Origin of the sequence: Gordonia spumicola, from assembly GCF_009932475.1 — a bacterium.
GTDB lineage: Bacteria > Actinomycetota > Actinomycetes > Mycobacteriales > Mycobacteriaceae > Gordonia > Gordonia spumicola.
Map to the genome: position 1 here is coordinate 399,512 of NZ_BJOV01000002.1, position 13,736 is coordinate 413,247.

A 13,736-nucleotide genomic window follows, 5' to 3' on the forward strand; every position below is an offset into this window, starting at 1 on the left:
AGGTACTACGGGTCAGTGGCCGGAGAGGACGAGGGAGGACGCGAAGTCGCTCAGCGGTGCGGGGCGGCCGTACAGGAATCCCTGGACCAGTTCGGCGCCGCTGTCGGCGACGGCCTTCTCCTGGGCCGCATTCTCGATCCCCTCGATCACGACGTCCACTCCGCGAGCTCCCGCCAGGGCGACCACGCACGACAGCAGTGCTTGCACGTCGCTCCGCTCCTCGACGTTGCGGACGAACTCGCACGGCGTCTTGATGCCTGTCGCCGGAAGGCCGACGAGTCTGCTCAACGACGACTGTCCGCTCCCGAAGTCGTCGAGGAACACACCGATTCCCACGGCTCGCAGCTGCCCGGCGGCAGCCGCCATCACGTCGCCGTCGACGGCGAACCCCGTCTCGGTCACCTCGATGCGCAGGCGGCGCGGGTCCATGCCGACCTCGTCGCACAGAGCAGCGAGACGAGGGGCGAGATCGGCGTCGCAGAGTTCCCTGCTGGACAGGTTGATCGACAGGAAGACGTCGTCGGCCCATACGGCCGCCGCGACCTCGCGTATCGCCGCGTCGATCACGTGCCCGCCGACCTGTTCGATGAGGTCGGACTCCTCGGCGATCGGAATGAAGTCCCCCGGCAGCATCAGACCGCGCTCCGGATCGTTCCATCGGACCAGCGCCTCGAACCCGACCACACGGCGATCGCTGAGCGCGATGATCGGCTGGTACACGACGACGAGGTGTTCCGGGGTGAACGCGAGCGTCGTCCGGAGCGCCTTCTCGATCCCGAGACGATGCTGCGCCTCTTCGCGGAACTCCTGCTGGAAGCGCAGGTACGCGGGATCGCGGCGGAACGACGCGCGGCGACGGGCGATCGAGGAGTCTCGCAGCACATCCGACGGCCGGTCGCCGCGCGACGCGACGGCCAACCCCATCCGCATGTTCAACCAGTGTTCGCTGCCCCCACTGGTCGGCACCGGTTCGGACACGACGGACCGCACTCGACCGATGAGATCGGCGGAGCCGTCCGGCTGATCGTGCACTGTTGCGGCCACGACGAACTCGTCGGCCCCCAACCGCCCGACGACGGCGCCCACGGGAACCGCCGCGCGCAGGCTGTCGGCGATCGCGGTGAGGATCTCGTCTCCGACGTCGGCGCCCATCGAGTCGTTGATGCGGGAGAAGCCGTCGAGATCGAGGGTGATCACGGCGACCCGCCGATCGCCTCGCGGGTCGAGGGCTCCGATCTGAGCGGCCAGCTTGTCGACCACCCCCGATCTGCTGTGGAGTCCCGTCAGGTCGTCTCGCTTGCGGGCGAGTGACGCCAACGTCGGATCGTCGAAGATCAGCTGGATCGCGGTGAGGTCGGGCAACACGACTTCGCTGACGGTTGCCTGAACCACGGCGGGAGCCCGACAGACGAGCTGGATCCGGACATGCGCCGACGAGGTCCGTGCACCGCGGCCGGACAGCACCGTCGACCAGAGCCGGGCGACCGAGTCGACGTCGACGACATCGGTGATGGGATGCCCGACGAGGCTGTCCGAGATCACCGGGCGCGCGGTCCGCTCCGCGGCCGGATTGGCGTAGACGATCACTCCGTCCGACCACAGGACCACCGGTCGTGACACCAGGTTCAGCAGCATTCCGTAGTTCGTGGGGACGACGCCGAGCGCGATGTCAGTCGCCGCCGGAGGATCGGCGACGACGGCGTTTCCGCCCGCCCGGAGCAGACCTCGACCCCAGCTGATCGCCATATGCCGTCCTCGTCTCTAATGCTGGTCGTCGGCCTGATCTCACCGAACGCCGACCACACTTGTAGCACCGCCGGGGAGGACCCGGAGAACACTGGCATCGCGATAGTTCTACGCGCGATAAGCGCTACGAGGAAGCCTATTCGAATGTGATGGGGGCGATCAGAGAATCAGACATCCGAGCTGGTGATACGCATGAGCGCACCGAATAATCGTGATCGATCCGGAGGGCGTCGAGGCCGCCGGGAAGATCAAACGGAATCGGGGACTTCATGGACACGAGCTGCCGACTGTGTCGCGGGGGCGACCTCCGGAGCGTGCTCGATCTGGGCGCCTCGCCGCCGTGCGAATCCTTCTTGACCGAGGACGCCCTCGACCACCCCGAACCGACGTACCCGTTGCACGTCCGACTGTGTGCTGACTGTCTGCTACTGCAGATCCCGGCGTCGATCCGACCCGAGGAGACGTTCGTCGACTACGCCTACTACTCGTCGTTCTCCGACAGTTGGGTGGAGCACGCCCGGCGCTTCGTCGCGGGCGCGCTCGACAGCGGTCGCCTGCCGCACGACGGCCTTCTCGTCGAGGTCGCCAGCAACGACGGGTATCTCCTACGGCACGCGGTGGACGCGGGCGTCACCTGTCTGGGCATCGAACCCTCCGCCAACGTCAGCGACGCCGCCCGCAAGGCAGGCGTTCCGACGCTGACCGCGTTCCTCGACGAGCCGACCGCCGACGCGGTCCGCGCCGAGCACGGACCCGCGGCCCTCGTCGTCGCGAACAACGTGTACGCGCACATCCCCGATCTCAACGGTTTCACGCGCTCGCTCCGAACGCTGGTGGCCGACGACGGTTGGGTGTCGATCGAGGTCCACCACGCTCTCAACCTCGTGGAACTCGGCCAGTTCGACACCGTCTACCACGAGCACTTCCAGTACTACACGGTGCTGTCGGCGCAGCGGGCACTCGCGGAGGGCGGGCTCGCACTCGTCGACGTCGAACTGCTCGCCTCGCACGGCGGATCGATCCGCCTGTGGGCGCGACCCGCCGCCGTCGCAGGCGAACCGGAGCCGTCGGTCGAGCGGGCGCTCGCCGCCGAGGATGCCGCGGGGCTGCACACCGTGGACGGCTACGCCGGGCTCGCCGAGCGGGCCGTCTCCGTCAAGAACGCACTGCTCGACTATCTGCTCGCTCAGCGCGCGGCGGGAGCACGAGTGGTCGGCTACGGCGCCCCGGGCAAGGGCAGCACGCTGCTGAACTACTGCGGCATCCGACCCGATCTGCTCGAGTACACGGTCGACCGGAACCCGTACAAGCACGGCCGTTTCACGCCGGGCACGCGGATTCCTATCCATCCCCCGCAGCGGCTGATCGACGACCGCCCGGACGCCGTCGTGGTGCTCCCCTGGAACCTCGACACCGAGATCATCGCGCAGCTCAGCGACACCCTCGACTATCCGGTGGACATCGTCGTCCCCCTCCCGACACTGCGCATCACGAGGATCGGCGATCCCGCCGACTCCACCACCACACGAAGGAGTTCGAGCCGATGAAGGTTGTCCTCTTCTGCGGCGGATACGGCATGCGGATGCGCAACGGCGCGGGCGACGTGGTCCCCAAACCGATGCAGATGGTCGGCCCACGACCCCTGATCTGGCACGTGATGCGGTACTACGCGCACTTCGGGCACACCGAGTTCATCCTGTGCCTCGGCTACGGCGGCAGCTACGTGAAGGACTACTTCCTGAACTACCGCGAGACCGAGTCGAACGACTTCGTCCTGCACGGCGGTGAGCCCGAGATGCTCAGCACCGACATCAAGGACTGGACGATCACGTTCGCCGACACCGGTGTCGAGACGGCGATCGGCGAACGACTGCGCCGCGTCCGACGTCATCTCGGCGACGACGAGTACTTCCTCGCCAACTACGCCGACGTGCTGACCGACGCGCCGCTCGACGCCATGATCGAGCGGGTCACGACGTCCGACGCCGCGGCGTCGATGCTGGTGGTTCCTCCCCAGTCGTCGTTCCACTGCGTGGAGACGGACGATCGGGACCGCGTGCAGAGCATCACTCCCGTGTCCGACTTCCCGATCTGGGAGAACGGCGGCTACTTCGTGCTCTCGCAGGACGTGTTCGACGTGCTCCCGGAGGACGGCGACCTGGTCGCCGACGCCTGCGAGAAGCTGGCCGCAGACGGCCGTCTCATCGGCTACCGGCACACCGGATTCTGGAAGCCCGCCGACACGTACAAGGAGCGCGCCGACCTGGAGGCAGGCTACGCGCACGGCGACCGCCCGTGGATGCTGTGGGAGCGGCAGCCCGCATGATCGGGCTGAGTCCGGATCGTCTCGACGCGATCGCCGTCGTCGGAGCGCACTGCGACGACATCGCGATAGGCATGGGCGGAACACTGCTGACCCTCGCGCGGGCGCACCCCGGTCTGAGCGTCCACGCACTGGTCCTGACCGGTGCGGGCACCCCTCGACAGGCGGAGGAGGCCGCAGCCCTCGAAGCGTTCGCACCCGGAGCCCGGCTGGAACTGACCGTCCTCGACCTGCCCGACGGCCGGACCCCGGCTCACTGGGGCGAGGTCAAGTCCGGACTGCGGGCGTTCCGCGAGACGGCGGCCGACGTCGACGCCGTCTTCGCTCCCCGCCGGGACGACGCGCATCAGGATCACCGACTGCTCGCCGAGCTGGTGCCGACGGAGTTCCGCGATCACCTGACCCTGCGGTACGAGATCCCCAAGTGGGAGACCGACACCCCGACCCCCGACGTCCTGCATCCGCTCACGGACGAGATCGCCCGCGAGAAGACGGCATTGCTGCACGCGCACTACCCGTCGCAGGAGTCCCGCGACTGGTTCGACGACGACGTGTTCCTCGGGCTCGCACGGCTGCGCGGCATGCAGTGCCGCACCCGGTACGCCGAGGGGTTCGGCGTCGACAAGATGATCCTCCGACTGCACGGGAGTGCCGAATGAAAGTGCTGCTGACCGGAAACCAGGGCTACCTCGGGACGGTGATGTCGCCGATGCTGACCGCCGCCGGACACGACGTGACGGGCCTGGACACGGGCCTGTTCGCCGACTGCGTCCTCGGCAAGCGCGACGACGACGCCCCCACGTTGCACGTGGACCTTCGCGATGTGACGGTCGACATGCTCGACGGGTTCGACGCGGTGATCCACCTCGCCGCCCTGTCGAACGATCCGCTCGGCGCGCTCGCACCCGACCTGACGCACGACATCAATCACCGGGCGTCGACGCGGCTGGCTCGGCTGGCGAAGAACGCTGGCGTGTCCCGTTTCCTGTACGCGTCGACGTGTTCGGTGTACGGCGCGGCCGGCGACGGCCTCGTCTCCGAGGACGCTCCTCTGCGGCCGTTGACGCCGTACGCGGTGTCGAAGGTCCGCGTCGAGGACGACCTCGCTGCCCTCGCATCCGGCGACTTCGTGCCCGTCTTCCTGCGCAATGCGACGGCGTTCGGGTTCTCCCCGCGTCTGCGCGCCGACATCGTGTTGAACAATCTCGTGGGCCATGCGCTGCTCACCGGCCGGATCACCGTCATGTCCGACGGCACGCCGTGGCGGCCGCTGGTGCACGCGCGGGACATCGCGGCCGCGTTCATCACCTGCCTGGAAGCGCCCGCCGACGTGGTCCGGTCGCGGGCGTACAACATCGGCACCGAACTGAACAACGTGCGCGTCTCTCAGATCGCCGACGCGGTCGCGGACGCGGTCCCGGCCGCGACCGTCGACATCACCGGCGAGACCGGCGCCGACGCCCGCTCGTACCGCGTCGACTTCAGTCGGGCCCGCGACGAGCTGTCGTTCCGCGCGAAGTGGACCGTCGCCGACGGCGCCGCCGAACTGGCCCGCGAGTACGCGGTCCGGATGTTGACCGACGCAGGCTTCGCGACGCGGTTCGTCCGCCTCGCCCGCCTCGAGTTGCTCCGCGCGGGCGGTCTCGTCGACGAGACGATGCGCCCCGTCGGCCGCCTCGCCGAGACCCGGTGACTGCCCTACTGTTACGCGAACCTGGCGACCGCGTCGGCCCACGTGCCCGCGGCGGCGTCGCGCTCCGACACCAGGGTCAACGGCGCGGGCCAGTCGATCGCCAGTTCGGGATCGGCGTGGTGGACGCTCACGTCCTCGGTCGGGTCGTGCGGCCGGTCGATGCGGTAGCAGACGTCGGCCGACTCGGTGAGCACCTGGAAACCGTGAAGCATCCCCGGCGGCACGTACAGGGTGTGGAACTGCTCGTCGTCGAGCAGGAACGCCTGCGCCCGACCGAAGGTCGGCGATGACGGCCGGATGTCGACGAGCACGTCGTGCACCGCGCCCCGCCCGCATCGGACGAGCTTCGCCTCCCCGCGGCCGGCACGACCGTGCATGCCCCTGATCACACCCCGCGCCGACCGCGACTGCGAATCCTGCACGAACGCGGCCGCCGCACCCGGAACACCCAGATGCTCGTCGAAGACGTCGGCGTCGAAAGTACGCACGAACAGTCCCCGCTCGTCGCGGTGCGGCTGCGGAACGAGGAGGACGACATCGGCGAGATCGGTCTGGACCACGAGCATGCCGTCGATGATGGCACGACGTGTCGGGGGTGCGCGCACGCCGTGCAGCGCGTCGTCGATCTGGGCGCGGTCCCGGCGGGCGACGACTTCCCCCTCGCCGCATCGTCCGCCTGCGACGACGCACGTCATCCCCTCACGGTGTCGCTGTGCTCGGCGTGCGGGCTCGTGCAGCTCGACGACGCGGGCCCGGCGCCCGAGGAGCCGAGGGGCGTGGAGCCACGTGCGCTGCGCGATCAGGCCGCGGCCGCCCTCGACCTCGCCGCCGCCGCAGGACTCCTCGCCGGCGAGACGGTGATCGAGTTCCCCAGCCCACACGGCGGGACGTGGCTCGACCTGGCCGCCGCCCGGGGACTCCGGCGCGCCGATCCCCCGGCGTCCGCGGACGTCGTCGTCGACAGTCTCGGCATCATGCACGACGCCGATCAGCGGGCGGCGTTCGCTGCCCGGGCCGCCGCGACCGCACCCGACGGAACCCTCCTGCTGCAGTTCCATTCGGTGGCGACGATCATCCGCGACCGCCAGTGGAACGCCTTCCGCCACGGTCACTTCGCGTACTACTCCCTGACCGCGGTCTGCGCGTTGCTCGACGCCGCAGGCATGCACGTGTCGCACGTGTGGGAATTCGACCTGTACGGCGGCACGGTGCTGGTCGCCGCCCGGCACGGCCGCATGTCGACACAGATCCCGCAGGTCCGGCGGATGATCGCCGCCGAGGCCGCCGTCGGCGTCACCGACCCGCGGGTGCTGCGCGGACTGTCGGAAGCGGCGACCGCCCAGACCCGAGCGTTGGCCGAATGGGCCCACCGTCTCTCCCGCGCGGGCGCCTCGGTGTACGCCTACGCGGCGTCGTCGCGCGCGGTGGCGCTGCTCGCCGGAAGCGGACTCACATCGTCGACCCTGCGCGGAGTGATCGACGCGTCCCCCGCCAAACTCGGACGCCGCATGCCCGGTACCGACATCCCGATCGTGAGTGTGGACGCACTCGCCCTCGCCGACGTCGTCTACCTGACCGTCCCCGACCTCCGCGACGAGGTGCTCGAGTCGTATCCACGGCTGGCGGGGCGACTCGTCGTCCGACCGGAGGGGCCCGCCGGGCCCGCGACGTGGCCGAAGTCCCGACACCGTTCGCTCGCCATGCAGAGCCGACTGCACCACGCCGTTCCCGGCGGCGCCCACACCTACGCGCGCGGACCCGACCAATACCCCGAGGGCATGGCGCCGATCCTGTCCCACGGGTTGCGCGCACACGTGTGGGACGTCGACGGGAACGAATACATCGAGTACGGCGTGGGCTTGCGTTCGGTGACGCTCGGTCACGCGTGTCCGCCCGTCGTCGACGCGGTGGCCCGTGAGCTGGGCCGCGGAGCCAACTTCAGCCGACCGACCGAACTCGAACTGCTCGCGGCCGAGGACTTCCTGTCCACCGTGCCGACCGCCGACATGGTCAAGTTCGCGAAGAACGGATCGGACACGACGACGGCCGCCGTTCGCCTGGCGCGCGCGGTGACCGGACGCGACATGGTCGCGATCTGCGATCAGCCCTTCTTCTCCGTCGACGACTGGTTCATCGGAGCCACCGCGATGCCTGCCGGGGTGCCACGCCCCGCCGTCGAGGCGACCGTCCGGTTCCGCTACAACAGCCTCGACTCGCTCGACGCTCAGTTCGCGGCCAACCCCGGACGCATCGCGTGCGTGTTCATGGAGGCCGCGACGGCGCAAGCCGAACCGGAACCGGGATTTCTCGAGGGCGTCCGACGCCTGTGCGACGAGAACGGCGCTCTACTCGTCTTCGACGAGATCATCACCGGTTTCCGCTGGTCGCCGCACGGCGCTCAACACACATACGGGGTGGTCCCCGATCTGTCGTGCTGGGGCAAGGCGATGGGCAACGGTCACCCGATCGCGGCGCTCGCCGGGCGGCGCGAGTTCATGGAACGCGGCGGCCTCCGCACCGACGACGATCGGGTGTTCCTGCTGTCGACCACGCACGGACCGGAGACGTCCTCGCTCGCCGCATTCCGTGCCGTGGTCGCCGAATACCGCACCGGGGACCCGGTAGCCGCGATGGAGTCCGCGGGCGCGAGGTTGATCGACGGCGTGAACCGGGTGGTCGCGGACGCCGGACTGTCCGATTTCGTCGCCGCGTCCGGCCGGTCGTCGTGCGCGGTGTTCTCCACGTTCGGCCCCGACGGACAGCCCTCGCAAGAGTTCCGCACGCTGTTCCTCCAGGAGATGATCGACCGCGGGGTGCTCGGGCAGTCGTTCGTGATCTCCGCTGCCCACACCGAGGCGGACGTGGACGCCACGGTCGACGCCGTCGCCGCCGCGCTGCCAGGCTATCGGGCCGCGATCGAGAAGGGGTCGGTGGACGGTGTGCTCCGCGGCCGCCCGGTGGCGCCTGCGATACGCGGGCGGGCTCATCCGAGGCGAGTGTGAGCCGCAGATCCGTGCCACATCTGTTCCGCGACCGGTGACGTCACATAGCAACGGTGATGACCGACTGCATTTCGCTGATGGTTTCCGGAGGATCGATCCGCTACTCGTCAGCGATCTGTGACAGCGTTGTCGCATGCCCGCCCCGAAGCCTCCCTCCCTCGATCAGCTCCGCACGTTCTTGGCCGTCTTCCGTGCGGGTTCGCTGAGCGACGCGGCCCGACAGATGGGTGTCTCACAGCCCAGCGTCACCAATCACGTTGCGGCGCTGGAGAAGTGGTTCGGCAAATAGCTGTTCATCCGGTCGAGCAACGGCGCCGAGCCGACCCTGTTCGCGCACGAGATGGAACGGACGCTCGCCGATCACCTCGATCACATCGACCGATTCTTCGTCGGCGGCGAACACGGGCATGCGGCGACCTTCCACACGCTGTCGATCGCGGGCCCTCGCGAGTTCATGGAGGGCCGGATCCTGCCCGCCCTGGCGGCGGACATCGGCAGGCTGCCACCGCTCGACATCGGCTTCGGCCGGTCGTCGGACCTGCTCGACGATCTCCAGGCCGGGCGCGTGGACATCGTCATCTCCACCGTCCGGCCCAGGCACCCCGACATCGAATCGTGGCCGATCGCCGACGAGGAGTTCTGGCTCGTCGCACCCCCGGAGCTGGACGTGCCGACCGACTCCCTGTCTCAGCTGTCCGCGGTGCCGATGGTCGCGCTGAACCGCGACCTCGCGATCATCCGCAGGTACTGGAACTCGGTCTACAACGCCGAGCCGCTCTTCGACCCCGCCGTCACTCTCCCCGACCTCGAGGGAGTGAAGACCGCTGTCCTTCAGGGCTTCGGGATGACGGTGCTGCCGAGCTACATGGTCACCGGCGAGGTCGCGTCCGGCGCACTGGTCCGGGTGGTCGGCGACAGCGAACCGCCGATCAACACCGTCTTCCTCGCCGCCCGGAAACCGACGCTGGCCGCCCGCCGATCCGTCGCCGGAATGGCGCGCCTGATCACGGGCCGTGTGAAAGAGTTCCAGGCGACGATCGACCTCTGACCTGGCGGGCACCGCGGACGCGATGCCCGCTTCACGCGAACTCGTTCGCGACTTCGACCGTCGTCTGAGGCACGACGGGCCGACTGACGAGACGGTTCCGGCCGTCGCGCTTCGCCTGGTAGAGGGCCACGTCGGCCTGCCTGATGAGTTCGCCGATCCGCTCCAGACGAGAGCCCGTCTCATCGCCGGTCCGCGTCCACGCGAAGCCCGCCGACGCACTGGCGTGTGCGCGCGGCGGACCGTCGACGCTCACGGCCGCGACACGGTCCCGGATCGTCGAACAGCGGCCGAGGACCGTATCGAGTCGGTCGCCGACGACCACGACGCCGAACTCGTCACCGCCCACGCGCGCGGCCGTCTCCTCGGACGACTCCGAATCGAGGACGGTGGACGCAACGGTGCGCAGCAGGTCGTCGCCCGCCAGGTGCCCGTGTTCGTCGTTGTACTCCTTGAATCGGTCGAGGTCGAGGAGCAGCACGCCCACGTACTTCTCCTCCAGTCCGAACGCGTCGATCAGTGCCGTGTAGAAGACCCTCCGGTTCGGGAGGTTCGTGATCGGATCCCGTCGGCCCATCTGTTCGAGTTCGCGGGTCCGACGCCACAGCAGGAGCCTCGTCGACTCGGCCCGATCGGACATCTGGGCCATCACTCCGGTCATCAGCACCGCGACGACGATGTTGATGAACCGTCGATCCTCGAACCCGAACACGATGAGCTCGACGGCCGCCAGGCCGAGCACCATGAGCCACATCGCGGGTGCGAGCAGACGGTACCGGATGTGCGTCAACGCCAGGTGCTGGACGATGACGACCGGCAGGAGGAACGGGACGACGACGGTGCCGGTCGGCACCTGCACCAAGCGCTCCCACATGAGACCGACGACGATGAGCCCGACAGCGCACAGATACACGATCTCGCCGACGCGCACGGAGCACCGTTTCGACGTGCCGACGAGTGCGAGCACCGTGGCAGGCACGACGGCCAGCAGCATCGTCATCGTGATCTGATACGCCACACCCGGCTGCGGTCGCCCGATGATCACCTGAGCGACGTATCCGACGATGAAGGCCCCGAAGATCCCCGCGATGAAGCTGCGCCGGATGGCCTGTCCTCGGCTGCGGTAGACGGCCGAGAATGCGGCGTCGCAGCCCCGTTTGTCGGCTGCCCACACCGCGTGCTCGTATCTGCTCGACAGCGCTCGAGCGTCGCGCGGCGGGGCCGGAGCTCCCGCCGCGATACCCGCCGTATCGGACCTCGTGGAGTCTCTGCCTGCGGCCTTCGCGGCGTACAGGGCACGGTCGGCGGCGTAGAGCAGCCTGCGCATCGAGTCGGAGTTCTTCTCGCGTTCGGCGAGGATCGCGAACCCGGCCGACGCGGTGCGACGGCGTACCCCGTCGTCGCCCACGGAGCCCACGGCGCCCGCGACGTCGGCACGAAGCTCCTCGGCGCGACGTCGCGCGACCGCGGGTGCGGTCTCCCGCCACACGACGGCGAACTCGTCACCCGACATGCGAGCCACGAACTCGTCGCCGCTCGACAACCGTTCGGCGACGAGTTGCAGGTACACGTCGCCCTCCACATGACCGTGCGAGTCGTTGTACGACTTGAAGCCGTCGACGTCGATGATCGCCAGGCAGACGGGGCCCGTGTCGGCCGTCGCGGCGTCGAGGACCTCCTCCAAGTGACGTCGGTTCGGCAACCCGGTGAGCACGTCGGTGCGGGCCTGCGCGTCGAGCAGCCGCATCATCCGCCACGAGCGCCGGGCGTCCCGCTCGACGATCAACGTGGCGGTCAAGACGATCACGCCGACGCTCGCACAGACGAGGACCGCGACGAGTCTCGGCGCGGAGAACGGCAGGGTGAGTTCGGCCGTCGAGAGCAGAATCGTTCCCACCACCAACGCGACGGCGGCATGCCGGAACGGCATTCTGACGACGACGAGGCTCAGCAGCACCGAGAACGGCACGAACATGACCACTCGCGCCGTCTCGTTGAGGGCGAGCCAATTGTGGACGTAGTAGATCCACGCGACGTCGATCACGGTGGCCGCGATGAACCACCCGTTGCCCGTACCGCATCGATCGGGGCGGTACGACATCCGACGCAACACGAACGTCGCCCCGACGAGGGCGATCACAATCGGGATCATCCACCGGTCGCGCGTGTGCGCGGCGTGCCCGGCGAAGGCCGCGGCGATGATCGCATCGAGCACCAGTACCCCGTACGCCAGTTCACGGCGGACCTTGTAGCCCATCTCCGCAAACGACGAACGGAACAGTCGTTCGTCTCCATTCGTACCGATCGGGCAGCCTCCTAGCCTGGTTCTTTCATCGGTGAATTCGACTCGCCGACCCTGATGCATGAAGAAAGGTGCTCTCACCTGCGATAATCGTTCTTGCGACAGTCCGATTACGTCAGAGCGAGGGAGCACCTTTCTGGTGAGTAACTCTACCGTGTTCTACCCACACATCCGCGCCACCGGCGACGGCGAGAACCTCGTGTCCCACGCCGGAACCATCCTGTTGACCCGAACAGTCGAGGTCAGCGGCCTCGCGGCCGAGTTGTCGACCGCACTCGCGCCGTGGCGCACGCCCTCCGCAGTCCATGATCCGGGCAAGATCATCGCCGACCTCGCCGTCGCACTGGTCGCCGGCGGCGACTGCCTCGCCGACATCGCCACCATCCGCGAACAACCCGACACGTTCGGCCACGTCGCCTCCGACCCGACCGTCTCCCGCCTGATCTCAACGCTGGCCGCCTCGCCGGTCCAGGCGTTGTCGGCGATCGCTGCGGCTCGAGCAGCGACCCGGGCACGGGTGTGGGCGTTGGCCGGTCCTGCTGCTCCGAACCACGGGATTTCGGCGAAGAACCCACTGGTCATCGACCTCGACGCAACCCTGGTCACCGCACACTCGGACAAGCAGTCAGCGGCGGGAAACTACAAGGGCGGCTACGGTTTTCATCCGATGACCGCGTTCATCGACCACGGGCCCGGCGCGACCGGAGAAGCCGGAACGATCCTGCTACGACCAGGCAATGCCGGATCGAACACCGCCACCGACCACATCACCACCACCCAGCAGTCGTTGGCGCAGATCCCCGACCTACCACCGCGTCCCGGCCGCAAGATCCTGATCCGTACCGACTCGGCCGGCGCCACTCACGACTTCCTCGACTACCTGCACAAACAGCGAGTCTCGTACTCGGTCGGATTCGGTCTCGATGCCCGGTTGGGTGAGATCATCGACCGACTCCCGAAGAAGGCATGGACTCCGGCCTACAACAGCGACCGCGAGCAGCGAGACGGCGCCGACGTCGCCGAGTTGACCGGAGTGATCGACCTGTCGGGGTGGCCGCCGGGGATGCGGGTGATCGTGCGGCGGGAGAAACCCCATCCCGGTGCACAGCTGCGGATCACTGACCGCAACGGGTGGCGATTGACCGCGTTCGCCACGAATACCACGCGCGGGCAGCTGGCTGATCTGGAACTACGGCACCGCCGACGCGCCCGGTGCGAGGATCGGATCCGGCAGGGCAAAGACTGCGGGCTGTTGAACCTTCCGTTGTTCTCGTTCGCGCAGAACCAGGTGTGGACCTCGATCGTAGCGTTGGCGATCGATCTGAACGCGTGGATGCAGATGCTGGCGTTGACCAGCACTGATGCCCGCACGTGGGAGTTGAAGACATTGCGTCTTCGGTTGTTCGCGATCGCGGCTCGGATCGCTCGGCACGCCCGTCAGCGACGGCTGCGGTTCGATGCCCGTGCCAAGTACACCGGTCTGCTGATCGCCGGGCTCGATCGTCTCGACGGCTACCCGAACAGCACGTGACCAGCGTGTCCTGACGTATCCGAACGACCTGAAAGACACCCTCCGGGCCCGTGAAACCCGGCCGTGATCCGGCGGCAACCGGCCAGCCTGTCGT

At 68.4% G+C, this 13,736-nt stretch carries 11 protein-coding genes and 1 pseudogene; 9 read left to right on the forward strand and 3 right to left on the reverse strand.

The window, feature by feature from the left end:
- Window positions 1-12: 12 nt before the first annotated feature.
- Window positions 13-1,746 carry a putative bifunctional diguanylate cyclase/phosphodiesterase gene (locus GYB83_RS04000; RefSeq protein ID WP_161894259.1) on the reverse strand — a complete coding sequence of 578 codons (1,734 nt, stop codon included), beginning with the start codon at window positions 1,744-1,746 and terminating at the stop codon, window positions 13-15.
- Between the two features lie 269 nt (window positions 1,747-2,015).
- On the opposite strand from GYB83_RS04000, the gene GYB83_RS04005 reads away from it, so the two are divergent.
- Genes GYB83_RS04005 through GYB83_RS04020 form a run of 4 tightly spaced genes read left to right on the forward strand, consistent with a single transcriptional unit; the run spans window position 2,016 to window position 5,762 of the window.
- Window positions 2,016-3,293, forward strand: coding sequence for a class I SAM-dependent methyltransferase (locus tag GYB83_RS04005; protein WP_161894260.1), 1,278 nt, complete (start codon window positions 2,016-2,018; stop codon window positions 3,291-3,293).
- On the forward strand, window positions 3,290-4,072 hold the full coding sequence (locus GYB83_RS04010) for a sugar phosphate nucleotidyltransferase (protein WP_161894261.1): 783 nt from the start codon (window positions 3,290-3,292) through the stop codon (window positions 4,070-4,072). The genes GYB83_RS04005 and GYB83_RS04010 overlap by 4 nt, the downstream gene beginning before the upstream one ends.
- Window positions 4,069-4,728 (forward strand): PIG-L deacetylase family protein, encoded by a 660-nt coding sequence (locus GYB83_RS04015; protein ID WP_161894262.1) that lies wholly within the window; start codon window positions 4,069-4,071, stop codon window positions 4,726-4,728. The genes GYB83_RS04010 and GYB83_RS04015 overlap by 4 nt, the downstream gene beginning before the upstream one ends.
- Window positions 4,725-5,762, forward strand: coding sequence for an NAD-dependent epimerase/dehydratase family protein (locus GYB83_RS04020; protein ID WP_161894263.1), 1,038 nt, complete (start codon window positions 4,725-4,727; stop codon window positions 5,760-5,762). The genes GYB83_RS04015 and GYB83_RS04020 overlap by 4 nt, the downstream gene beginning before the upstream one ends.
- A gap of 11 nt (window positions 5,763-5,773) precedes the next feature.
- Here GYB83_RS04020 and GYB83_RS04025 read toward each other — a convergent pair whose 3' ends face one another.
- The gene (locus tag GYB83_RS04025) at window positions 5,774-6,328 is read right to left on the reverse strand and encodes a dTDP-4-dehydrorhamnose 3,5-epimerase family protein (RefSeq protein ID WP_161894264.1); all 555 of its coding nucleotides are present in this window, start codon (window positions 6,326-6,328) and stop codon (window positions 5,774-5,776) included.
- On the opposite strand from GYB83_RS04025, the pseudogene GYB83_RS23520 reads away from it, so the two are divergent.
- From GYB83_RS23520 to GYB83_RS04040, 4 genes and pseudogenes are all read left to right on the forward strand, one after another.
- Window positions 6,215-7,363, forward strand: a pseudogene (locus GYB83_RS23520) (hypothetical protein); the annotation flags it as partial. The gene GYB83_RS04025 and the pseudogene GYB83_RS23520 overlap by 114 nt on opposite strands.
- 18 nt (window positions 7,364-7,381) lie before the next feature.
- The gene (locus GYB83_RS23525; protein WP_267130317.1) at window positions 7,382-8,764 is read left to right on the forward strand and encodes a glutamate-1-semialdehyde 2,1-aminomutase; all 1,383 of its coding nucleotides are present in this window, start codon (window positions 7,382-7,384) and stop codon (window positions 8,762-8,764) included.
- 133 nt (window positions 8,765-8,897) lie between these two features.
- Window positions 8,898-9,053, forward strand: coding sequence for a helix-turn-helix domain-containing protein (locus GYB83_RS04035; protein WP_161894265.1), 156 nt, complete (start codon window positions 8,898-8,900; stop codon window positions 9,051-9,053).
- A gap of 51 nt (window positions 9,054-9,104) precedes the next feature.
- Entirely contained in the window at window positions 9,105-9,812 is a 708-nt protein-coding gene (locus GYB83_RS04040) for a substrate-binding domain-containing protein (protein WP_161894266.1), read from the forward strand.
- Window positions 9,813-9,843: 31 nt separating this feature from the next.
- On the opposite strand, the gene GYB83_RS04045 is transcribed toward GYB83_RS04040, so the two are convergent.
- Window positions 9,844-12,066 (reverse strand): GGDEF domain-containing protein, encoded by a 2,223-nt coding sequence (locus GYB83_RS04045; RefSeq protein ID WP_161894267.1) that lies wholly within the window; start codon window positions 12,064-12,066, stop codon window positions 9,844-9,846.
- Between the two features lie 184 nt (window positions 12,067-12,250).
- On the opposite strand from GYB83_RS04045, the gene GYB83_RS04050 reads away from it, so the two are divergent.
- On the forward strand, window positions 12,251-13,642 hold the full coding sequence (locus GYB83_RS04050; RefSeq protein ID WP_040520992.1) for an IS1380 family transposase: 1,392 nt from the start codon (window positions 12,251-12,253) through the stop codon (window positions 13,640-13,642).
- Window positions 13,643-13,736: the final 94 nt, after the last annotated feature.